Raw genomic sequence first — 21,032 nt, forward strand, 5'->3', positions numbered from 1 at the left:
GCTACACGCCGACGTCAACGACTCCTCGGGTGCGGCGACGCGCGACACGCCCGTTTTCACTGAGAGGAATCCGTCCTGCACCTTCAGGCGCACGTCTCGCCGGGCGGCGGCAACCTCCTGCTCCGCCTGGCTCTTCCTCGCAACGGATTCCCGCTCGCGAGCGTCAGATTGAAGAGGCTGCGGCTTACCTCTCGGTGCTGGATCCCTGAGGCGACGGGCGCGCGTCAGAGGCATCGGCCAGCATCGGGAAGCGCTTTCCACCTCTGATGGAAAGCGCCCCCGTATCCCCTCCCAACCACCTGCAACGAGACTCTTTTTACGGACGCCGGGCGTCCTTGCGCATCCCGGCTTCGGTCAGCGCGCAAAGGGCAACGGCGGACCAGTCGTGCTCGGCACCAATGCCTTGCGAGCGCACAGCAAGAAAGCGGTCGTGTAACAGGCTCGCAAGCGGCAGCGGCACACCGAGCGCTTCGGCGGCCGCCAGCATCAGGCGGTTGTCCTTCTGGCCGAGCGGCAGCGAAAAGCCCGCCGGCTGGAATTGCTGCGACGCGATCATCGCACCATAGATCTTGTAGGGCGGCGCGTTGAAGTTCGCGTTGGTCAGGAGATCGACGAAATGCGTCGGGTCGATTCCCGCCTTGCCGGCCACCGCGCATGCCTCGCCCAGCGTCTCGATGATCACGGACAACATGAAATTGCCGATCAGCTTCACGAGATTCGCCTGCGACGGATCCGCCCCAACGATACCGACGGACTGCCCCAGTTGCTCAAGCAACGGCACCGCAACTTTCAGGTGCTCGTCCGCGCCGGCCGCCATGATGAAGAGCTTGCGCGCCGCCGCAGCGTCGGGCCGGCCAAACACCGGTGCCGAGACAAAGCCCACTCCGGCGTCAAGGTGCAGGGCTGCGAGCGCCTGAGCCGTATCCACGCCGATTGTGCTGAGCGAGATGTGCAGCGCACCAGGCCTGAGCCCCGCGAGGATTCCATTCTCACCGAGCGTGACAGCGGTGAGCGCGGCATCGTCGGCAACCATCGAGAAGACGACGTCAACCAGATGTGCAGCCTCGGCAGGGCTAGCGGCGACCGTGGCTCCTGCCTTGCCCAGGGGTTCGGCACGCCCGGGGCTGCGGTTGAACACTTGCACCTCGTGCCCGGACTCGACCAGATTCATGGCGATCGCGGCGCCCATTGAGCCAAGCCCGACAAATCCAATCTGCATGATGAAACTCCGAATGACCAACTGTGTTGATAAGGCGGCGCCCCGGGCAACGCAGTGGCGGCCGAGGTCGTCCGATCGCGTTGCCAGTGACTGCCAACTCCGTACTAGCGCAGCGAGGGCGCCATAAATTCCGGCCCGACCGGATCGGTCACATGCCGTTCGAGCAAGGCGTCGATGTCTTCCATGTCCTGCGCGCTCAGCTTCCATCCGAATGCGTCGCCGATTCCGCTCAACTGGTCCGGGCGACGCGCACCCCACAGCGCAACCGTCGGGCCCTGGTCCAGTATCCAGCGGATCGCCAAGGCCAGCACCGATTTGCCATGGCGCTCGCGGGCAAATGCCGAAAGTGCCTCCACGGCCGCCAGGTATTGCGCGAAACGCGGCTGCCGGAACTTCGGGTCCGCATTGCGCAGGTCATCGCCGTCGAACGTGGTAGCCGCGCGCATCCGCCCGGACAACAGCCCGCGGCACAGCGCCCCATAGGCCAGCACGGCAAGTCCCTGCTCGCGCGCGTATGGCAGTACGTCAGCTTCGATCGCGCGCTCGAACAGGTTGTAAGGGGGCTGGACTGCGGCGAGCCGTGTCGCCACGGAGAACGCGTCCATCTGCCGCGGGGAAAAGTTGCTGACGCCGACAGCCAGGATCTTTCCTTCGATGCGCAACTTCTCCAGTTCGGCCGCGGTGTCTTCGAATGGCACCAGCGTGTCGGGCCAGTGCACCTGGTACAGGTCAATGTAGTCCGTGCGCAAGCGGCGCAGTGAATCCTCGATTTCCAGCCGGATGCGCGCCGGGGTGGCGTTGCGCCGCACGCCGCCCTCGCCCCATTCGAGCGCCACCTTGGTCGCGATCACCGCCTGGTGGCGCCTGCCGGCCAGCGCCTTGCCGACCACTTCTTCGGAATGGCCGAAGCCATACACCGGTGCGGTGTCGATCAGATTGATGCCGTGGTCGAGCGCGCTTTGGATCGTCGCCACGGAGGCACTGTCGTCGGCTCCGCCCCACATCCAGCCACCTATCGCCCATGTGCCCAGCGCAATGCGCGATACGGCAACCGGGATGCCTTCCATTCTCATCGTCTCGACATTCATACTTCACCACTCCAGTAGATGTTTGCCTGCGCGCGTTGCACCACGCCGCGGACTGCGGGCAAAGCCACCGCAGCAGGCGCGTACAATCTAGCTCATATATCGTTGAGCTGAATTCAACGAATCATTGAGACAAGCCACACTCCTTGTCTGCCATGCCCGCCTTCACCCGCACCGAGCTTGCCGACCTCAATGTGTTCGTCACCATCTGCCGCCGCCGCAGCTTCCGCCAGGCGGCGGTCGAACTGGGTGTGTCGACGTCAGCGCTGAGCCACGCCATGCGCAATCTCGAGGCGCGGCTGGGCGTGAAGCTGCTCAATCGCACCAGCCGCTCGGTGGTGCCGACAGCGGCCGGCAGCGCGCTGGCGGAACAGCTCGACCAGGGCTTCGAGACTATCGGCGCGGCAATCGACCAGCTCGATCGCTACCGCACCTCGCCGGTCGGCCGCCTGCGTATCAACGTGCCACGCGACGCGTCACGCCTGCTGATTGGCCCAGTGCTGCCCGCCTTTATCGCCGCATATCCGGAAATCCAGCTCGACATCACCGTCGACGATCGGCTGATCGACATCATTGCCGACGGTTACGACGCTGGCATTCGCTATGGCGACACGGTCGCGGGCGACATGATCGCAGTGCCGCTGACGCCGCCGTTGCGATGGGTAGTCGTGGGCGCTCCCGCATACCTCGCGCGGAACGGACGGCCGGCGCAGCCAGCCGACCTGATGCGCCACGCGTGCATCCGCATTCGCATCGGCGACAACTCGCTGTATCGGTGGGAGCTTGGCAACGGACGCCGCGCACTCGAACTCGACGTACCCGGCCCGGTCAGCGCCAACGAAACGGACACTGCGGTCGATGCAGCGCTGAACGGTGTCGGACTCGCGTACTGCCTCGAACGCCGCGTGGCCGACGACATCGCCGCCGGCCGCCTTGAAGTCGTGCTGCCGAAATGGGCGGTCGCCGGTCCGCCGATGGTGATGTACTACCCAAGCCGGCGGCAGACGCTTCCCGGCCTGCGGCAACTGATCGACATGATCCGCACCGCCAACACCTGACCGGCGGCGGGCGCATGCGTGGGACCCGACAAGCTCGATTTCCATCCTTGACTAATAATCCAATTCTGGATACTCTGTCCATATGACGAAACGAACCAAGGAGCAGCAAGCGCTGCTCGATCAACTCAAGCAAGTGGCGCAGGGCCTCGGCGAGACCCTGGCACCGTTCTGCGAGGTCGTTGTTCACGACCTCCTGGATCCCAAGCACGCCATCCTGGCGATCCATAACAACCTGTCGAGTCGCCAGCCTGGCGACCCGGCCACGGAACTCGGCCTGGCCCGCATCGCCGATCCGCAATACCAGCAGGTCATCGCCAACTATGCGAACCAGTTCGCCGACGGCCGCCAGGCCAAGAGTACGTCGATCGGCATCAAGGATTCCAGCGGGCAATACATCGCGGCCCTGTGCCTGAATGTGGACCTGACCCTTTTCCGCGGTCTGCAGAGCATGCTGGGGCAGTTTGGGAGCGTTGGCGCTGCCGCGGGTGTTACCGAATCGCTCGACCCGATCAGCGCCGACAGTATCAGGGAGCGCATCGACCAGTTTGCGGCGCGGCTCGCGACGACACCCCGGGCACTCAAGGCGACGGAGCGGCGCGCGCTGATTCGCGAGCTCAAGGAAGCGGGCTGCATGGAAATGCGTCGGGCCATGGAAATCGTCGCAATGCACCTGGGTGTATCGCGAGCAACGGTGTACAGCGATGCCAAGTGACGCCCGCCTGCTATTGCTCGACAAGAACCACGTCGAGGCCCTGCTGCTGCCTGACGACGTGCTGCAGGCTGTGCGGGAGGCCTTTCTGCTGCATAGCCAGGGCGAGGGCCGTGTGTTCCCGGTGGTGCGCGAGCCCCTGGCAACCGGCGGCGTCTTCGGCATCAAGTCCGGCGATGTGCAGGCACAAGGCCTGCTGGGCTTCAAGGCTGCGGGATTCTGGCCCAACAACCGTCAACTTGGTGGGGAGCCGCACCAGGCCACCATCATGCTGATCGACCCCGCTACCGGGCGGCCCGTCTGCATCCTGGACGGCAACGCGGTCACGACCATGCGCACCGGCGCCGCGGGTGGCCTGGGGCTGCAGCAACTCGCACGGGCGGACAGTACCCGCTTGTGCCTGTTCGGCACCGGTGTCCAGGCGCGCGTGCAACTCAGCTTCGCGCTGCGGTTGTTGCCTGCGCTTGCCAAGGTCCGCTATGTCACGGTGGACGGCAAGCGCGACGCTGCCTTCGAGGCCGAGTTCGCGCACCATTGCGAGATCTCGCCGGCGCGCGACCGCAATGCCGCCGTGTCGGAGAGCGACATCGTCATCACCGCTACGCCAGGAGGCGGCGCCTTGTTCGAGCCGCAGTCGGTGCAGCCGGGAACGCACCTGAATTGCGTCGGCGCAGACACGAAAGGGAAGCGCGAACTGCCCCAGGGGCTGCTGGAGCGGGTGCGCCTGTTCGTCGACGACCAGGAACAGGCACGTCAGATCGGTGAAACCCAGTGGGCGCCCGATACGCCGTGCATCGAACTGGGCGATCTGCTGACGGACAAGGCGCGTGTGGATCGGCACCCGACCGACATTACTGTATTCGACATGACCGGTCTTGCCCTGCAGGACCTGACCGTCGCACGCCTGCTCCATCAGCGGGCTGGTGCGGCGGGCATAGGCTCCAGCATTCCGTGGTCGTGGTAACGCTTTAATCGATGTTTGCACTATGTAGGAGCCGCTTACTTTCCACGATGTCACCGCAGCCGCTGCGCGGCTTCGGCGCCTTGCCCGCGGCACGCCTTTGATGCGCTTCCGGATGGTCAAGGGCCTCCATTCCTGTTCTGTCCGGAGTTGGTTTCATGCGTCTCATCCCTGCCCTCACAGCGCTCGCATTGAGCGCTGCCTGTAGCTTCACTTCCGCCGCTCGGGCGGCTGACAACCCGTGGCCCCAAAAGCCGGTTACCGTCATCGTTGCCTCCGCTGCCGGCGGCTCGGCCGACGTGCTGACCCGCGTTGTGCTGACGCACCTTGCCAGGGAAACCCACGCCAACTTTGTGGTCGACAACCGCCCGGGGGCCGCCGGCAACATCGGCATGGCGCAGGTCAAGCGCGCGGCACCGGATGGGTACACGCTGGGCTATGGCAACATCAACACCCTCGCCATCAATCCGGCGCTGTTCAGCAAGCTTCCCTATGATGCGCGGCAGGACTTCGTGCCTGTGGGCCGCATGTTCTCGATCTATAACCTGCTGGTGGTCCGCGCCGATTCCCCGGTCAAGAACGTCACCGAGCTGATTGCACTGGCCAGGAAATCCCCTGGCAAGCTGTCGTATGCCGCGGCCGGCACTGGCAGCAGCGGCCACATGGGCGGCGAGCTGCTCAAGAAGATGGCCGGGATCGACGTGTTGTTCATTCCCTATAACGGAGACCCGGCGTCCCTGACCGATCTCGCCGGTGGCCGTCTCGACTACACCATTACGAATGCGTCGGTGGCATGGCCATTAGTCAAGAGCGGGAAGCTGCGCGCACTGGCGATCACCAGCCGCGAGCGCGTCACGCTGTATCCCAATGTGCCGACGCTCAATGAGTCAGGCCTGAAGGGCTATGAGAACGTCTCGTGGGGGGGGCTTGTGTTTCCCAAGGGCACGCCGCAGCCGATTGTCGACAAGCTCAGCACGGCGTTGGAAAAAGTGCTGAAGACCGACAGCCTGCGCCAGGACCTGGCTAATGCCAACGCCGTCGCCGCCACCGGCACCCGCGCAGATTTCATCCAGTTCATCACCAGCGAACAGAAGAAATGGGCCGACCTGGTCGCAGCCGCGAACATCCCCAAGCAGAACTGAGCTTTCCGCCGACCATGTCCAATCCACGCATCGCGATTCTCGGCTTTGCCATTGAATCGAACCGTTTCGCCCCAGTGTCCACGCGCGCCGACTTCGTATCGCGGGCTTATCTTGCCGGCAACGCGCTGCTGTCGGATGCCCGCGCCCCGGCACCGGCCATGACACCGGAGATCCCCGCCTTTGTCCGCCGCATGGATGCCGGCGGGCCGTGGCAGCCCGTCCCGATCCTGTTCGCCAATGCAGAGTCGGGCGGCGCGGTCGACCACGCCTTCTTCATGGAGACGCTCGCCATCTTTGAACGGGGATTGCGCGCCGCGCTGCCGCTCGATGCGGTCTATATCTGCGAGCACGGTGCCGCCATCACCACCGAAGAGGACGATCCCGATGGTCTGGTCTTCGAAATGGTGCGCTCCATCGTGGGGCCGTCGGTGCCGATCGTCGCCACCGTCGACCTGCATGCGAATGTGTCGGATCGCATGGTTGACGCGGTGGATACGCTCATTTCCTATCGCCGCAACCCACATACCGACATGGCCGAACGCGGCACAGACGCGGCTGACATACTGACCGAGTTGATGCAAGGTGCACGGTTTTGCGTCGCCCATGTGCGCATGCCGGTCTGTGCGCCCCCCACGCAGCTATTGACCGCGCCCGGGACCGGCCCCTACGCCGACATGATCGCGCAAGCGGAAGCCCTGGCCGACCCGCGCATCGCCAATATTTCGGTGGTGGGCGGCTTCGCCTTCGGCGACACCCCGAAGAACGGCATGACGGTCATCGTCACGACCCGCGGTGATGCCGACCTCGCCAGGCAGACCGCCCACGATCTCGTGATGCCTGCATGGACTGGCCGCGCCGCGTTCACGCCCGTGTTGACGTCGGTTGACGAGGCGGTCGCGCTGGCCAAGGCCGCTGGCGAGGATCACGAACTGCCGCCCGTATTGCTTGCCGATGTGGCGGACAACCCCGGCGGCGGCGGGCGCGGCAATACCCCCTTCCTGCTGCAGGCGTTGTTGCACGCAGGCGTGCGGGATGCCGTGCTCGGTGTGGTCACCGATCCTGAACTCAGCGCGCAGGCCCATGCCCTCGGCGCGGGCGCTGAGTTTGTTGCCCATTTCAATCGCGGCGAGAGCACCGCATACTCCGAAGCCTTCAGCGCACCCGCCACGGTACTGCGATTGCACGCTGGCCAGGGCGTGGGGCGACGGGGACAGCTTGCCGGGTGCAGCTTCAACCTGGGCCCGTCCGCACTGCTGCAGGTGGGAGCCGTGAAGGTGGTGGTGATCACTAATCGCCATCAATGCCACGAGCCCGCGTTCTTCGAGATGTTCGGCATCGATATCGCCGCCGCCCGCACGGTGGTGGTGAAATCGCGCGGCCATTTCCGCGCGGCGTTCGACCAGTTCTTCAGGCCCGAGCAGATTTTCAGCGTCGATGCCCCGGGGCTGACATCGCCAGTGTTGTCCCGCTTCGACTTCAAACGCCTGCCGCGCCCGATGGTCCCGCTCGATGCCATGACCGACTGGACGCCGCACATCCGGCTGTTGCGCAAGCTCAGCGCGCTCCAGTGAACCCATTGCCGATCCAGCCAGACATGTCCACATCCCTCGACTCCCTTGATACCCCCGCGGCCGTCATCGACCTGGCGCGCATGCAGCGCAACATCGACCGGATGCAGCAGCGCATGAATGCGTTGGGCGTGCGCTTCCGCCCGCACGTCAAGACTTCCAAATGCACGCCGGTCGTGCGCGCCCAGCTTGATGCCGGTGCGCAAGGCATCACGGTGTCCACGCTGAAGGAAGCCGAATACTTCTTTGCGGAAGGCATCACCGACATCGTCTATGCCGTCGGCATGGCGGCGCATCGGTTGCCGCAGGCGCTCGCGTTGCGGCGGCGCGGTTGCGACCTGAAAGTGCTGACCGACAGCGTCGCTTCGGCGCAGGCGATTGCAGCGTTCGGCCGCGCTAACGGCGAGGTGTTCGATGTGCTGATCGAAGTCGACACGGACGGCCACCGCTCCGGGATCCGGCCCGACGATGCCACGCTGCTGGACGTCGGCCATGCGTTGCACGATGGCGGCATGCGACTGGCGGGCGTGCTGACCCACGCCGGCTCGAGCTACGAACTGGATACGCCCGAGGCACTGGCTGCGCTGGCCGAGCAGGAACGCGCCGGGTGCGTGGGCGCCGCCGAGCGCCTGCGCGCCGCGGGCCTGCCCTGCCCCGTGGTCAGCATCGGCTCCACCCCTACGGCGCTTTCCGCCGCGCATCTCGATGGCGTCACCGAAGTACGCGCCGGCGTCTATGTGCTCTTCGACCTGGTGATGCATAACGTCGGCGTCTGCACCACCGACGATATCGCGCTGAGCGTGCTGACCACGGTGATCGGCCATCAGGTCGACAAGGGCTGGGCGATCGTGGACGCGGGCTGGATGGCGATGAGCCGCGATCGCGGCACCCAGAAGCAGCATCGGGATTATGGCTATGGCCAGGTCTGCACCCAGGACGGCACGGTGCTCCCCGGGTACGTGCTGAGCCAGGCCAACCAGGAGCACGGGATCGTGTCATGCGAGTCCGCGCCGGCCCTGGATATTGTCGAGCGCTTCCCTCTCGGCACGCGGCTGCGCATCCTTCCGAACCATGCCTGTGCCACCGGCGCGCAGTTCCCCGAATACCGGGCGCTCTCCGGTGACAACCAGTTGACGACCTGGGAGCGTTTCCATGGCTGGTGAGGCGAGCCAGTACTTACGCATGGGTCTGCCGGAAGCGTGTGGCGTTCTTCTACAATGGCGAGCACGTGTCCACAGCAGCGGACGTCCAGTGAAGAAGATCCATGCCAGCAGACAAGAAGAAGGGCCCCAGGAATCCCCCGGCCAGCGCGCCGCAGAATGCGCTGAGCGCCATCGTGACGCGTATCGCCAGCATTCGAGACACGCTGGGTGCCACCGGGCAGCGCATCGTGGATTTCATCGCCAGCCATCCCGAGGAGGTGGTCCATATGTCGGTCAGCGAAGTGGCCGACCGCACCGGCGCCAGTGAAGGGAGCGTGGTCGGCGTATGCAAGACGCTCGGGGCGACAGGATTTCAGCAGCTGAAGATCGCGCTCGCGCAGGAAATCGTGCGGCCGGTACAGCTGATCCACGAAGACCTGGAGCCCGGCGACAATGCGGCCACCGTGGTACGCAAGATTTTCCAGAGCAATGTGCAGACCCTGCACGAGACCCAGTCGACCCTCGATGTCGGCGCGCTGGAGCGCGCGGTCCGCATGCTGAAGAAGGCCAGGCGCATCGAGATCTACGGCATCGGCAGCGCAGCTCCGATCGCGGAGGATGCGCATTACCGCATGCTCCGTATCGGCCTGAACGCCAAAGCCGTGGTCGACTCGCATGTGCAGGTGATCAGCGCGGCGCTGACCGGACCGGAGGTCGCGGTATTGACCATTTCCCATTCCGGCAGCACGCACGAGACCGTGACGGCGACGCGGCTGGCCAAGGAAGCCGGCGCGCACACGATCTGCATTACCAACTTTGGCAAATCGCCGATCCAGGCCTTTTCCGATGTGGTGCTGCTGACCATGGCTCGGGAAACCCAGTTCCGCACGGAGGCCATGACCAGCCGCCTGGCGCAACTGGCGATCATCGATGTGTTGATCGCCTGCCTGTCCCTGACCGATTACGAGCGCGCGGTGAAAACGATTCGCCACACCTTCGAGATACTGTCGCTCAAACGGTATTGATCCTGAAGGGCAGAGCCTGGCGGCCGGAACACCATGTGTTCAGCAGCTGCGCCGGGGTCTGCGCCTCAGCACCGGGCTCCGTGCCAAGGAGCAGAAATGACATTCCCAGCGAGACGGCGCCCGCGGCATCGGTCGCCGGATTGTCGCCGATCATCAGCGCCTGCGCCGGACCTGCCTGCAAGCGCCGCAGTCCCTCCCTGAATAGCCCGGCAGCAGGCTTGCCGATGATGCACTCAGGCCGCACCTCGGCACAGGCTGTCAGCGCCGCCAGCAGCGTACCGGTTTCCGGTACACACGTACCATTGTCGCCGGGATGGCTGAGATCGGGATTGGAGACGACCAGCCGGGCGCCGGCGCGCAACGCGTTCACCGCCAGTGAAAGCTTGCGGTAATCGAAGTGCGGGTCGCGCGCGAGCAGCACCACGTCAGGGTCTTGCTCCACCAGCCGGCAGCCCATCCGCTGCGCATAGCGGCGTAGTGCGGGGCTGCCCAGCAACAGCACGTGCGCATCGGGAGAGGTGCGCCGCAGCCAGTTCACAGTCATTTCGCCGGCGAGCACCAGCTGCGCCGGTGCCACCGCCAGGCCCATGCGACGCAGCTTGCGCGACAGGCCCACCGACGTGTCGGTCGAGTTGTTCGACACGATGGCGTAACGGCCCTGCAATGCCTCAAGCAGTGCGGCCGCACCCGGCAATGCCGCGCCGTTGCGGATCAGCGTGCCGTCGAGGTCGATGATGTAACGCCATGGCGCCGCGCGCCAGGGTGGCAGCCCGCGCTCCGGAATGCCGACCATTTCGGCCACACGTTGGTCGGAAAGACATTGCCTGGTAATCGCCATGCATGAACCCCACTCGCGTTGAATTTTTCTCATTCTACAATCACATTTGATTGAGCTTTGTTCATTTAATTGTCATGTGGCATGACTAGGATTCGTGTTGCTCCACCCCCACCATGCGACACGGAACCCACCATGAAAACTCTGCGCACAAGCTGTCTGGCTGCCATGGCCGGCGTTGTGATGACCATAGCGCTCGCCGGCTGCGGCGGCGGCGAGGACTCCGCCTCAACGGCAACGCAAGCGCAGCCGGCATCGGTACAAGCGAATGCAAATGCGAAAAAGCCGGCGGACACGCTGCACTGCGCCCCCTGATACCCCGCCTGCCTCTCCCGTCGCCCTTCGCCCACAGGTCAGCCACATGAAATCCAACGACAGACGCAATTTCCTCCGCGCCGCCACCCAGGCCATGGGTGCCACCGCCGCGCTCACCGTGCTGCCGCCCAGCATCCGCCGCGCGCTCGCCGTGCCCGCCGCGGTAGAAACCGGCACCATCAAGGACGTCAAGCACATCGTCATCCTGATGCAGGAAAACCGTGCCTTCAATCACTACTTCGGCACCATGAGCGGGGTACGCGGCTTCGGCGACCGTTTCCCGATTCCGCTCGAAAGCGGCAAACCCGTCTGGTACCAGTCGGACGGCACCAAGGAGATTCCGCCGTTCCACCTGGACAAGCAGACCATGAACGCGCTGCTGATGCCCAGCACGCCGCACTCTTACTCGGATGCGCAGGCGGCCTGGAACCAGGGCAAGCTCGGCATGTGGCCCAAGTACAAGAAGCCGTACTCGATGGGCTACTACAAGCGGGACGACATCCCTTTCCAGTTCGCGCTGGCCGAAGCCTTCACGATCTGCGACGCCTACCATTGCTCGATCACCACCGGCACGGATCCCAACCGCATCGTCTTCTTCTCGGGTTCCAACTTCAATCCGGACCTGCGTGCGCAAGGCATCAACTCCACCGATACGGACAGCGAGCCGAACAACCTGCGCTGCTGGATCAAGGGCGCGCTGCCGACGCCCGGCTACACCTATGCCGGCTCGTCCTTCCGCTGGCCGACGATTCCCGATGTCCTGCAAAAGGCCGGGATCAGCTGGCGCATCTACCAGAATCCGAACGACAACTGGACTGGCGCAATGCACGGCGGCCTGGCGTTCGACAGTTTCCGCTCGGCCCAGCCAGACTCGCCGATGTACAAGCAGGGCATGAGCCTGTGGACCATCGAGGACCTGCAGCGCGACGTGAAAAACGACACGCTGCCCGAAGTGGTGTGGGTATTGCCGACGCAGTTGCAGTCCGAGCACCCCGGCGCGCCCTCGAGCCCGCAGCACGGCGGCAACTTCACCGCACAGGTGCTCAACGCGCTGACCTCGAACCCGGAGGTCTGGAGCAAGACAGTCTTCTTCCAGACCTTCGACGAGAACGACGGCTTGTTCGATCACATGCCCGCGCCCGCCGTGCCCTCCTACAACCTGGACGGCACGCTTGCAGGCAAGTCCACGCTGCCGCTGGATGGCGAGTATTTCTCCGATCCGGCGCGCAAGTACCTGCACCCCGAGGACACCATCAGCGGCAACGTGCGCCCGTGGGGGCTGGGACCGCGCGTGCCGATGTACGTGGTATCGCCATGGAGCAAGGGCGGCTGGGTGAATTCGCAGACGTTCGACCATACCTCGATGGGGCGCTTCCTCGAACAGCGCTTCGGCATCACCATTCCCGGCATCAGCCCATGGCACCGCGCCGTCTCTGGCGACCTCACCTCGGCTTTCGACTTCGCCACGCCTAACGACCCGAAGTTCCCGGCGCTGCCGGACACCAGCGACTACGCAACCATCGAAGCCCAGCAGAAATCCATGCCGGCGCCGACGCCGCCCTCCACGCCGCAGCCGCTGTTCCAGGAAAGCGGAACCCGTTTCTCGCGCGCCCTGCCCTACGAGCTGCACACCAGCGCGCGCGTCGACAGTGGCGGCCGCAGCGTGACGCTGCTGTTCGCCAACAGCGGCGCGCAAGGCGCGGTGTTCCACGTCTACGACAAGCTGCACCTGGACCGCATTCCGCGGCGCTACACCGTGGAAGCGGACAAGTCCTTGTCGGACGCATGGGATGTCGTCGCGGACAACGGCAAGTACGACCTGTGGGTGCTCGGACCCAACGGCTTCGTCCGGCACTTCACCGGAACCGTGGCCGGCAGCGGCGCGCAACCGGAGTGCCAGGTCTGCTACGACCTGCAGAACGGACAGTTGTACCTGCATATGCGCAACGCCGGCAACGCCGCGTGCACCGTGACGGTAACGGCCAACGCGTACCGCAACGACGGCCCGTGGACGCTGACCGTCCCCCCGGGCGGCGAGGTCGTGGAACAGCGCTGGTCGCTGGAGAGGAGCGCGCGCTGGTACGACTTCAGCGTCGTGCGCGCGGACGACGCGAGCTACCTGCGGCGCTTCGCCGGGCGTCTTGAAACCGGCAAGGACAGCGTCAGCGATCCGGCCATGGGCATGCCAGGAGCCTGACCACTGTCCCTGGCGGACGCCTGAACGACTGAGCGGGTGGCCTGCACGGATGCAGGCCACTTCGCATTCGCCGCCATCGAAGAAGGCGTTGGAAGGCCTGGCAGGGACGTCCAGCGGCGCATCGGGCCTATATCGAAATGGGCATTGCTTTGGCGTGCGCAGAGGGCTACGCGTAGCGTGCGAAAAGGATATGCCGATTTGCGGGCGTCCAGAAAACGCTGAAAACCAGGCGAGACGGTACCGGGCTTTGGCCAGTGCCTGGCAAGAACGAAGAAGGCCGGCCATGAGAGAGTGGACGACCCGAAACACCAATCGTCGCATATGGCAACGCTTCGCCCTGCCGAAGTTCCCTCCCCTTCGCTTCAAGCCCAACGCGCGACCCAGGCTGGCCGCCAAGATGTCACTAGTGAATCTCCAGTGAAGCAATCTTGTTGTTGGTCAAGACGAAGGTATATGTGAGTTGGATAGGACTGCCTGGAAAGCTACCGGCGACCCTAGCTCGCACATGCACGGTTGCGCCATCCTCCGTGGCGTCTTCGGGCTCAACGGTATAGGCATACTTGCGCCGGGCCTCCATTAGCCATGCCTGGATGGCCTCATGGCCCCGGTGCACCTTGCCTTCATCGCGAACGGCAGCTTGCTCGTCCAAACACGATCTCAGCAATGAAGTGTCGCCACCGTTACTCATCTCGAAGAAGGTGGCAATTGAATCAGGCAGTTGGATGCTCATGCCAGACCCCTTATCGTGGGTTGATAGCTGGATATTCTCGCCACAGACGTACAGTTCATCAAGTAGTGATGCCACCCCCTCAGCCAATCACAGGCCCATGCTGTCATCCGAATTGCCACGCACGCCGGGAAGCAAGAACTGATTCCATCCGTTTCCGCCCCAATCGCGGGAGGCATCGCCTGGCGCGCCGAACGCAACCACCTTGGAACCTCGGCATTCACGTCCGCGCAGTCAGGGCGTGTGGTGCGCCGGCGTGCCTGGCGCTACGCTCGCTCCCGCCGTAGCACCTGGCCGGGCCGCGCGCCGCTGGACTTGCCATCGCGCCACACGACGCTGCCGTTGACGAGCACCGTATCAATGCCTATGGCCGGCGCAATCGGCCTGGCGAATGACGCTCCCTCACCAACGGTTTCGGGATCGAGGACGGTCAAGTCTGCGAAGGCCCCTTCCCGCACGACACCACGGTCGGTGAGCCCGAAATTCCTGGCGGTCAGTCCGGTCATCTTGTGGATCGCGGTCTCAAGCGAAAACAGGCCCAGGGACCGACCGTAGTGGCCAAGCACACGTGGGAAGCTTCCCCAAAGACGCGAATGCGGAGATTCGTCGTGCGGCAAGCCGTCCGAGCCGATCATCGTCTGGTCGAAGGACAGTATGCGCTGCACATCCCGGTCATCCATCATGTAGTAGACAGTCCCGCCTGCCTTGCGGCACCAACCTGGGCGCCGCGGGCCGCAACCTGGGCGCCGAGTGTGCGCCCACGCCGTACGTGGCCTTCTGCGACGACGATTGCTGGTGGCAGGCCGGCGCGCTGACCGCCCGCATCCTGGTTGGCGAGACCGAGCGCGAGGATCCGACCAGTACCGCGATGTCGCACAGCCCCCTGCCCTCCGCCGGCCTGCGCGGACGCATGATCCTTGGTGTGATGACGGGCGCCACCGCCTTCCGTACCGCCGCCTACCTGGAGGCCGGCGGCTACGATTCGCGGCTCTTTATCGGCGGCGAAGAAACCCTGCTCTCGCTGCGACTGGCCGCGCTGGGCTGGGCGCTGGTCTACGCACCGGAACTCTAGTTCGCGCTGCTGCTGTTGCAGCCGCCACATTTGCGCATAGACGCCGCCGCGCGCGAGCAATCCCTCGTGCGTGCCGGCTTCGCGCCTTCCCTGCCATAGGCAATGTTGTAGGCGATGGTGTCATTGAACAGGATGGTGTCCTGCGGAACAATGCCGACCACCTCGCGCAGGCTGCGCTGCGTGACCAGGCGCAGGTCCTGTCCGTCGATCAGGATGCGGCCCGAATCGGGCTGGTAGAGCCGGAACAGCAGCCGCGCCAGTGTCGCGTCGAACGTGTCGTCGAACGTGTCGTTGTCGCAGCACCATAGCGGGCCCTCCGACTTCGCCTAGGCGATCCTGGTCTGTGGGTCCCTTGCCCGCGGCGATGCACCGGCACGTGATATCGCGGTCGACACCATGCCGCGCAGGTGGCCGCCGGCGCACGCCGGGAGCGTGGCGACACTGAGGTCATCCATGAGCCTGGCCGCCTCCTCGAGGGTGCAGTGGGGCGTGAACGTACTGGGGATCGGCTGGACCTGGGTGGAATCATTCATGGATTTGCTCCTTTGAACGATCGCTTAGCTGACAGTAATGGCCCGCGGACGCGAGGTCTCGCGATTGCCGACGCTGACCGACAGGCAGCCGTTGGCATAGCGCGCCTGTACCTTGTCAGGGTCGGCCGACTGAGGCATCCCACGGCGGAAGCTCCCCGAGAAACGCCCTTTCGCGTAGGCGCGCGCTTCGGCATCGCCTTCCGGCAGAGCCGCGGAGCGCTCACCGCTGATGGTGAGCAGCCCCTTGTCGATCGACACGTCAATCCGGTCCGCGCCGAGGCTTCATCATCTACATTAGACGGCGCCGCGATCAATCTCGGCTGAATGTTGGCCATCCGGCATACTGGCCTGGCTTCAGAATGGTCTCATTTTGGACGAGATCGCACCGGCGCGTGCCGACAGCTACGAATAAGCAGCCCATGCGTCCGGCGATATGCCGGACGCATGTCCGTTCAGCCTGTGATGCCGCTTCCGGGCGTCATTACCGATTCTTGTACTTTCTTCCGCGCATGGCGAGATGGGGCATCCCCGCGCGCCGCATCGCAGCGCCGGCAGGGATGCGATGAAAGTGGGCATGCGAGTTGCTCTACGAGTGAACCTGCAACCGTTCGGAGACTGCTATGGATCCCAATCTCACCTCGAACCAGGGCGCTGCAATCGTGGGCAGCGGCGTCGGCGAAGGCCCCGGCCCGGAAGTCATGGCGGCCTCCAGCCTGGACGACACCAAGGTCTATTCGTCCGACGACAAGCACGTCGGCGAAATCAAGGAGATCATGATCGACGTCCCGCGTGGCCGCGTGGCCTACGCGGTCCTCACTACCGGCGGGTTCCTCGGCATGGGCGATACGCTGCATGCGATTCCTTGGAGCGCGCTGGTCATGGACACGGACTCGAAATGCTTCCGACTGGGCCTTACCGCCGACCGCATCAAGAACGCGCCGGGCTTCAACAAGGACAGCTGGCCCAGCATGGCGGATTCGCAATGGGGAACCGAAGTGCATCGCTACTATGAGCGCGAGCCGTACTGGGTTGGCAATACACCGTACCTGTGAACCCTGACGCCGGAACGCCGGGCGACCCCGCCCGGCGCCGCATCCGCGGCGTGAAGTCCTGGTGGTGAGACTTGAAAATCGGCATCGCCACGACATGCGTCGCGCGCGACCGCGCACGCCAGGCCCGGCGGCATGAAGCCCGCCACCCGTGAGCAGAGCGCGACTCAGGTTCCCTAGCGCAGATAGCCTTGCCGCCGTATTGAAAGGAAGCGCCCAGTTCAAGGAGTAATGAAGAATAGAACCCCGACTGCTCGGGTGTCGGTGGCATCTGCATGGCAACAATGCTTCGCCACTCGACGCCCTTCTCTTCGTCATGCTCAGGTGGATGGCGGCGCAGGAATTTCTAATCCACCGCCGGCTCAGCCCGCCCTTTCCCTTGCGATCGTGAGCGCCGTAACGCACCGCGCTGCTCCCACAGTGAAACTCGGCCACGACGCAGTCTATCGGCCGCGCTCCTGCCCTCAGCCGCCCACCAGCGCTTTGGTGGCCAGGTACAGCACCGAGGGCCCGAGCAGGCAACCCAGGCCAGTGTGGAACGTGGCCACCAGCGCGCCATAGGGCACCAGCCGGCGATCCGTGGCCGCCAGCCCGGCTGACACGCCGCTGACCGTGCCCGCCAGCCCGCCGAACACCATCGCCGCGCGCGGGTTGTTCAGGCCGAGGAAGCCGGCCGCGAACGGCGTGCCGACCATCACGATGATGGCCTTGATGAGGCCCGTGGCAATCGACAGGGCAATCACGTCGGAGCTGGCGCCCAGCGCCGCGCCAGTCACGGGGCCGACGATATAGGTCACCGCGCCGGCGCCGATGGTCGTCATGCTGATGGCGTCGCTGTAGCCGAACGCCCGCGCCACCAGCGCGCCGACGACAAACGGCACCACGGTCCCCAGCAACAGCGACACGGCACCCACCATGCCCGCCTTGCGTGCCTCGCGTACCTGCACCTCGAAGGCCGTGGCGACAATGGCAAAGTCGCGCAGCATGGCACCGCCCATCAGCCCGACGCCCGAGAACAGCGCGAAGTCGGCCAGCCCTTTTTCCTTGCCAGTCGCCACGCCGCCGTAATACGCCAGCGCCAGGCCGATCATGATGGCGATGGCCGAAGCATGCAGGCGCCCCTTCGTGAGCCGCTTCGATATCTGGGAGGCCCCCCACATCACGATACCGACGGTGGCGAATGCCGTCACGAGGCCGTTGTGGAGCAGGACGTTGTCGAACATCGTGGCCGTAGCAGCAATAGTCATGGCGATCTCCTGGCTTATTCCGAAACCGCTTCGGCCAGCGGTGGCAGGGGCTCGTGGTCGCCGGAGCGGCTGAGCAGCGCAATCAGGCAGGCGCAGGCCGCCGCCGCAAGGATGGCCGCCAGCAAGGCGACCGGGCCGCCGCGCAGCGCTGCCACCACATTCTGCTGGGCCGCCATCGCCACGACCACGGGGATATACATCGCGCCCCAGAAGCCCACACCGGCTTCCGTCTCCTTCGGCATCAGACCCCGGTCATGCAGGTAGAGCCGCAGGGATATCAGCAGCAGCATGGCGATACCCACGCCGCCGACATTGGACTTGACGCCGATGGCGGCGCCAAGCAGGTCGCCGAGGTACAGGCCGGCCAGATGGCAGATGGCCAGCAAGGCGGTTCCGTAGATGATCATGGTTGTCTCCAGTTGGCGTTTTAGGCACCGCATTGCGCGGGGCCGGCTTTGCAGACAACTCTAGGAATCGCGCTGCCGCGCATCAATCAACCAGCGACGCCCGATCGTTACGGTACGGGTAACTTTCCCTGGTTGGGCTGAACCCGTGCGCGGGCACTGAAGGAGACAGCCGTATCGCTACCTGTTCCCGTCGGCCATGCTCTAGATCGCTGTCGACGTGTTCAGCACGCAAAGCAGCCTGTTCCAGATCCGGGAAGTCCTGGCCTTTGGCCTGATTGGCGCGTTGCTGATGTACCTGCAGTTCTCGGTGGCGCCGATCCTGCTCGGCTTCGTGCTCGGGCCGATGGTCGAGGAAGGAGACGCGAGGCCCCGGAAGGCCATGGTCTTCCGGGGCTTCGCATTGGTGGGCGCCTCAGAAACAAGTGCAGCCCGGGATGTATCCGGGCAGGGCTATGCCCTGTTGTCAGGGGAAGGTTCCGTCTGCCGGCGCACGGTGCCGCTTGCGGCCCGGCTCTCTTTCGGGCTGCAGCCGAATTGCGTGTGATACCAGCGCGAGAATCCGCTTGGTGCGGAAAAGCCCAGGAGGGTCGCCACTTCCGTCAACGGGCGGTCGCTCTCCATGACATGGCGCGTCGCGAGTTCCGTGCGGATGTCGTTGACGATCGACGAGAAGCTCTGCCCCTGTTCCGCCAGCCGGCGCTGGACCGTGCGGCACACCACGCCCAGGTGTTCGGCCACCTGTTCGACGCTGCAGCGCCCACTAGGCAACAGCAAAGGGATCGTGCGCCGCACGTCCTCAAGCATGGTCGCCTGCTGCGCCACGGGAGATTCGTCTACCAGCCGCTGCGCGTAGCGCGCCATGGCCGGATCGGCCCACGGGTTGCGGGCATCCAGATCGGCCTTCGCGCAGATGATGCCGTTGAAGTCACAATCGAACTGGACGTAGGGGCCAAAAAAACGTTGGTGCGCACTAAGGTCGCGCGGCGCCGAGTGCTCGAAGCAGACGCGTTGCGGCTGCCAGTCGGGCTTGATGAGCTGGCGTATCAACCGCACCATGACCCCTAGCGCCAGTTCCACCCGTTGGCGAGTCGGCTGATGCGCATTGCCGGCGATCAGCGCCTCGCGGATGATGACGAGTTCGCCGCACTCCTCGACCGCCAGCGACTGCGAGCCGTTGAGCATCGGCTGGTAGCGCATCAGCATGCCAAGCGAGTCGCGCAGCGTCGCCTGGTCCCGGATCAGCATGCCTACCGCGCCGAGATTGGACAGCAGGCGAGACTCGGCCATGCACAACCCGAAGCTCTCGTTGCCCGACATGGTGGCGGAGGCATGGAGCAGGCGTCCGAAGCGCTCGACCGGAATCATCAGGTCGGGCTCGTGAAGTACGCTCGGACTGATCCCCGCGTCAAACAGCATCCGCACCGGATTCAGCCCGGCGGCACGAGCAACCTCGCTGTAATTGGTGAGGGCCGCAGCGCGGACAAGTAATGACATCTGGAGCGACGCAGAAAATTGACAGCCCATGATAGATGCCTGTCACGCATTGTCAAGCGAGGATAACCCGTGACGCTCACTCTCCAGTACGCGCGGCAACGCGCGCCTCAATCTGCGCTGAATCCGTCACCCCGTGGTGATCCAGTGCTTTCCGCGTCAGCGAGATGGCTGTCGCAAAAAGCCAAGCTCAAGGCGTACAAGGCAAAGCGGAAAGTGTCGCCAGGCGGGATGATCCTGGAGTGCTTATCGAGAATCGGTCGAACGTGATGCAACCATCATTGCATTCACCTGAACTGTAGGAGACAGAATATGAAGATCAGGCAAATCACCCCCGCCATCGGGGCCGAGATTTCTGGCGTCAACCTCGGCGCGGCGGCGCGCGATCCGGCGCTCTTCGCCGAGATCCGGGCGGCACTGCTCAAGCATCGGGTCCTCTTCTTTCGCAAGCAGGAGATCACGCGCGCCGATCATGTGGCCTTCGCGCGCTGCTTCGGAGAACTGGAAGACCACCCTGTAGCTGGCAGTGTTCCCGAGCACCCCGGGCTTGTGAAGGTCTACCGCAGCGACAACCCGCACAGCTACGAGAACAGCTATCACAGCGACGGCCTCTGGCGCCCCAACCCGGCCATGGGGGCGGTGCTGCGCTGTATCGAATGTCCCGAACTCGGCGGCGACACCATCTGGGTCAACATGGTCAAGGCGTACGAGGAACTGCCGGAGGAGATCAAAAAGAAGATCGACGGCCTGCGCGCCAGGGCCAGCATCGAGCACAGCTTCGGGGCGGTCATGACGCCGGAAAACCGCGCCAAGCTGGCCAGCGATCATCCGCCCGTGGAGCATCCGGTGGTACGCACCCATCCGGAGACCGGGGAGAAGATCCTGTTCGTCGGCGCCTCGTTCACGACGCACTTCACCAACTACAGCACGCCGGACAATGTGCGCTACGGGATCGACAAGTCGCCCGGCGGCCCTCTGCTGCTCCAATACCTGACCAGCCGCGCCACCATTCCCGAGTACCAGGTGCGCTGGGCATGGCAGGAGGGCGACGTGGCGGTCTGGGACAACCGCAGCACACAGCACTACGCCGTCAACGACTACTTCCCGGCACCGCGCAAGCTGGAGCGCGCCGGCATCGTGGGCGATATCCCCTACTGATTCGCAAACGGGCCGGCAGGATCACGTGCTGCTCTCCATGCGCAATTGGACAAGGGCATCATGGGGGCGATCCGGTATGAAAAGCAAGGGCC

At 64.7% G+C, this 21,032-nt stretch carries 20 protein-coding genes and 5 pseudogenes; 13 read left to right on the plus strand and 12 right to left on the minus strand.

What is annotated here, in order from left to right:
- Nucleotides 1-316: 316 nt before the first annotated feature.
- Nucleotides 317-1,219 carry an NAD(P)-dependent oxidoreductase gene (locus KHO22_RS06955; RefSeq protein ID WP_211946379.1) on the minus strand — a complete coding sequence of 301 codons (903 nt, stop codon included), beginning with the start codon at nucleotides 1,217-1,219 and terminating at the stop codon, nucleotides 317-319.
- A 104-nt stretch (nucleotides 1,220-1,323) separates the two neighbouring features.
- Nucleotides 1,324-2,286 (minus strand): aldo/keto reductase, encoded by a 963-nt coding sequence (locus KHO22_RS06960; protein WP_275950835.1) that lies wholly within the window; start codon nucleotides 2,284-2,286, stop codon nucleotides 1,324-1,326.
- A 173-nt stretch (nucleotides 2,287-2,459) separates the two neighbouring features.
- On the opposite strand from KHO22_RS06960, the gene KHO22_RS06965 reads away from it, so the two are divergent.
- From KHO22_RS06965 to KHO22_RS06995, 7 genes are all read left to right on the plus strand, one after another.
- Complete coding sequence (locus KHO22_RS06965) at nucleotides 2,460-3,362, plus strand: LysR family transcriptional regulator (protein WP_211946562.1); 903 nt, start codon at nucleotides 2,460-2,462, stop codon at nucleotides 3,360-3,362.
- A gap of 82 nt (nucleotides 3,363-3,444) precedes the next feature.
- Entirely contained in the window at nucleotides 3,445-4,074 is a 630-nt protein-coding gene (locus KHO22_RS06970) for a helix-turn-helix transcriptional regulator (RefSeq protein WP_211946381.1), read from the plus strand.
- The gene (locus KHO22_RS06975; protein ID WP_211946382.1) at nucleotides 4,064-5,035 is read left to right on the plus strand and encodes an ornithine cyclodeaminase family protein; all 972 of its coding nucleotides are present in this window, start codon (nucleotides 4,064-4,066) and stop codon (nucleotides 5,033-5,035) included. Before KHO22_RS06970 ends, KHO22_RS06975 begins: the two co-directional genes overlap by 11 nt.
- Nucleotides 5,036-5,190: 155 nt before the next feature.
- Nucleotides 5,191-6,174, plus strand: coding sequence for a Bug family tripartite tricarboxylate transporter substrate binding protein (locus KHO22_RS06980; protein ID WP_211946383.1), 984 nt, complete (start codon nucleotides 5,191-5,193; stop codon nucleotides 6,172-6,174).
- A gap of 14 nt (nucleotides 6,175-6,188) precedes the next feature.
- Entirely contained in the window at nucleotides 6,189-7,745 is a 1,557-nt protein-coding gene (locus KHO22_RS06985) for a M81 family metallopeptidase (RefSeq protein ID WP_211946384.1), read from the plus strand.
- 23 nt (nucleotides 7,746-7,768) lie between these two features.
- A complete protein-coding gene (locus tag KHO22_RS06990; protein ID WP_211946385.1) occupies nucleotides 7,769-8,905 on the plus strand; it encodes a DSD1 family PLP-dependent enzyme in 1,137 nt (378 codons plus the stop codon).
- 170 nt (nucleotides 8,906-9,075) lie between these two features.
- A complete protein-coding gene (locus KHO22_RS06995) occupies nucleotides 9,076-9,909 on the plus strand; it encodes a MurR/RpiR family transcriptional regulator (protein WP_211946563.1) in 834 nt (277 codons plus the stop codon).
- Here KHO22_RS06995 and KHO22_RS07000 read toward each other — a convergent pair.
- Nucleotides 9,896-10,747: an HAD-IIA family hydrolase gene (locus tag KHO22_RS07000; RefSeq protein ID WP_230426764.1), complete on the minus strand. Its 852-nt coding sequence runs from the start codon at nucleotides 10,745-10,747 to the stop codon at nucleotides 9,896-9,898. The genes KHO22_RS06995 and KHO22_RS07000 overlap by 14 nt on opposite strands.
- 132 nt (nucleotides 10,748-10,879) lie before the next feature.
- On the opposite strand from KHO22_RS07000, the gene KHO22_RS07005 reads away from it, so the two are divergent.
- Nucleotides 10,880-11,059, plus strand: coding sequence for a hypothetical protein (locus KHO22_RS07005; RefSeq protein ID WP_211946386.1), 180 nt, complete (start codon nucleotides 10,880-10,882; stop codon nucleotides 11,057-11,059).
- 46 nt (nucleotides 11,060-11,105) lie between these two features.
- Nucleotides 11,106-13,256: a phosphocholine-specific phospholipase C gene (locus KHO22_RS07010; RefSeq protein WP_211946387.1), complete on the plus strand. Its 2,151-nt coding sequence runs from the start codon at nucleotides 11,106-11,108 to the stop codon at nucleotides 13,254-13,256.
- Between the two features lie 403 nt (nucleotides 13,257-13,659).
- Here KHO22_RS07010 and KHO22_RS07015 read toward each other — a convergent pair whose 3' ends face one another.
- Complete coding sequence (locus KHO22_RS07015; protein WP_211946388.1) at nucleotides 13,660-13,986, minus strand: nuclear transport factor 2 family protein; 327 nt, start codon at nucleotides 13,984-13,986, stop codon at nucleotides 13,660-13,662.
- Between the two features lie 263 nt (nucleotides 13,987-14,249).
- Nucleotides 14,250-14,681 (minus strand): annotated as a pseudogene (locus tag KHO22_RS07020) (amidohydrolase family protein); the annotation flags it as partial.
- 17 nt (nucleotides 14,682-14,698) lie between these two features.
- Between KHO22_RS07020 and KHO22_RS07025 the strand changes: the two are divergent.
- Nucleotides 14,699-15,052 (plus strand): annotated as a pseudogene (locus tag KHO22_RS07025) (glycosyltransferase family 2 protein); the annotation flags it as partial.
- 47 nt (nucleotides 15,053-15,099) lie between these two features.
- On the opposite strand, the pseudogene KHO22_RS07030 reads toward KHO22_RS07025, so the two are convergent.
- From KHO22_RS07030 to KHO22_RS07040, 3 genes and pseudogenes are all read right to left on the minus strand, one after another.
- A pseudogene (locus tag KHO22_RS07030) lies at nucleotides 15,100-15,321 on the minus strand (ATP-binding cassette domain-containing protein); the annotation flags it as partial.
- A 60-nt stretch (nucleotides 15,322-15,381) separates the two neighbouring features.
- Entirely contained in the window at nucleotides 15,382-15,588 is a 207-nt protein-coding gene (locus KHO22_RS07035) for a CBS domain-containing protein (protein ID WP_211946389.1), read from the minus strand.
- A gap of 24 nt (nucleotides 15,589-15,612) precedes the next feature.
- Nucleotides 15,613-15,858: pseudogene (locus KHO22_RS07040) on the minus strand (Hsp20/alpha crystallin family protein); the annotation flags it as partial.
- Between the two features lie 350 nt (nucleotides 15,859-16,208).
- Here KHO22_RS07040 and KHO22_RS07045 point away from each other — a divergent pair.
- Entirely contained in the window at nucleotides 16,209-16,640 is a 432-nt protein-coding gene (locus tag KHO22_RS07045; RefSeq protein ID WP_211946390.1) for a PRC-barrel domain-containing protein, read from the plus strand.
- Here the strand turns inward: KHO22_RS07045 and KHO22_RS32435 are convergent.
- The 3 genes from KHO22_RS32435 to madL form a co-directional block, all read right to left on the minus strand.
- On the minus strand, nucleotides 16,534-16,977 hold the full coding sequence (locus KHO22_RS32435; protein WP_338031325.1) for a TniB family NTP-binding protein: 444 nt from the start codon (nucleotides 16,975-16,977) through the stop codon (nucleotides 16,534-16,536). The two genes, KHO22_RS07045 and KHO22_RS32435, sit on opposite strands and share 107 nt — an antisense overlap.
- A gap of 124 nt (nucleotides 16,978-17,101) precedes the next feature.
- Nucleotides 17,102-17,884: a malonate transporter subunit MadM gene (gene madM, locus KHO22_RS07055; protein ID WP_211946391.1), complete on the minus strand. Its 783-nt coding sequence runs from the start codon at nucleotides 17,882-17,884 to the stop codon at nucleotides 17,102-17,104.
- Nucleotides 17,885-17,898: 14 nt separating this feature from the next.
- Nucleotides 17,899-18,291 (minus strand): malonate transporter subunit MadL, encoded by a 393-nt coding sequence (gene madL, locus KHO22_RS07060; protein WP_211946392.1) that lies wholly within the window; start codon nucleotides 18,289-18,291, stop codon nucleotides 17,899-17,901.
- Nucleotides 18,292-18,460: 169 nt separating this feature from the next.
- Between madL and KHO22_RS32440 the strand changes: the two are divergent.
- Nucleotides 18,461-18,658, plus strand: a pseudogene (locus tag KHO22_RS32440) (tripartite tricarboxylate transporter permease); the annotation flags it as partial.
- A gap of 83 nt (nucleotides 18,659-18,741) precedes the next feature.
- On the opposite strand, the gene KHO22_RS07065 reads toward KHO22_RS32440, so the two are convergent.
- Nucleotides 18,742-19,785 (minus strand): AraC family transcriptional regulator, encoded by a 1,044-nt coding sequence (locus KHO22_RS07065; RefSeq protein WP_211946566.1) that lies wholly within the window; start codon nucleotides 19,783-19,785, stop codon nucleotides 18,742-18,744.
- Between the two features lie 309 nt (nucleotides 19,786-20,094).
- Between KHO22_RS07065 and KHO22_RS07070 the strand changes: the two genes are divergently transcribed.
- A complete protein-coding gene (locus tag KHO22_RS07070) occupies nucleotides 20,095-20,940 on the plus strand; it encodes a TauD/TfdA dioxygenase family protein (RefSeq protein WP_211946393.1) in 846 nt (281 codons plus the stop codon).
- Nucleotides 20,941-21,032: the final 92 nt, after the last annotated feature.

Source organism: Cupriavidus yeoncheonensis, from assembly GCF_905397275.1.
Lineage (GTDB): Bacteria > Pseudomonadota > Gammaproteobacteria > Burkholderiales > Burkholderiaceae > Cupriavidus > Cupriavidus yeoncheonensis.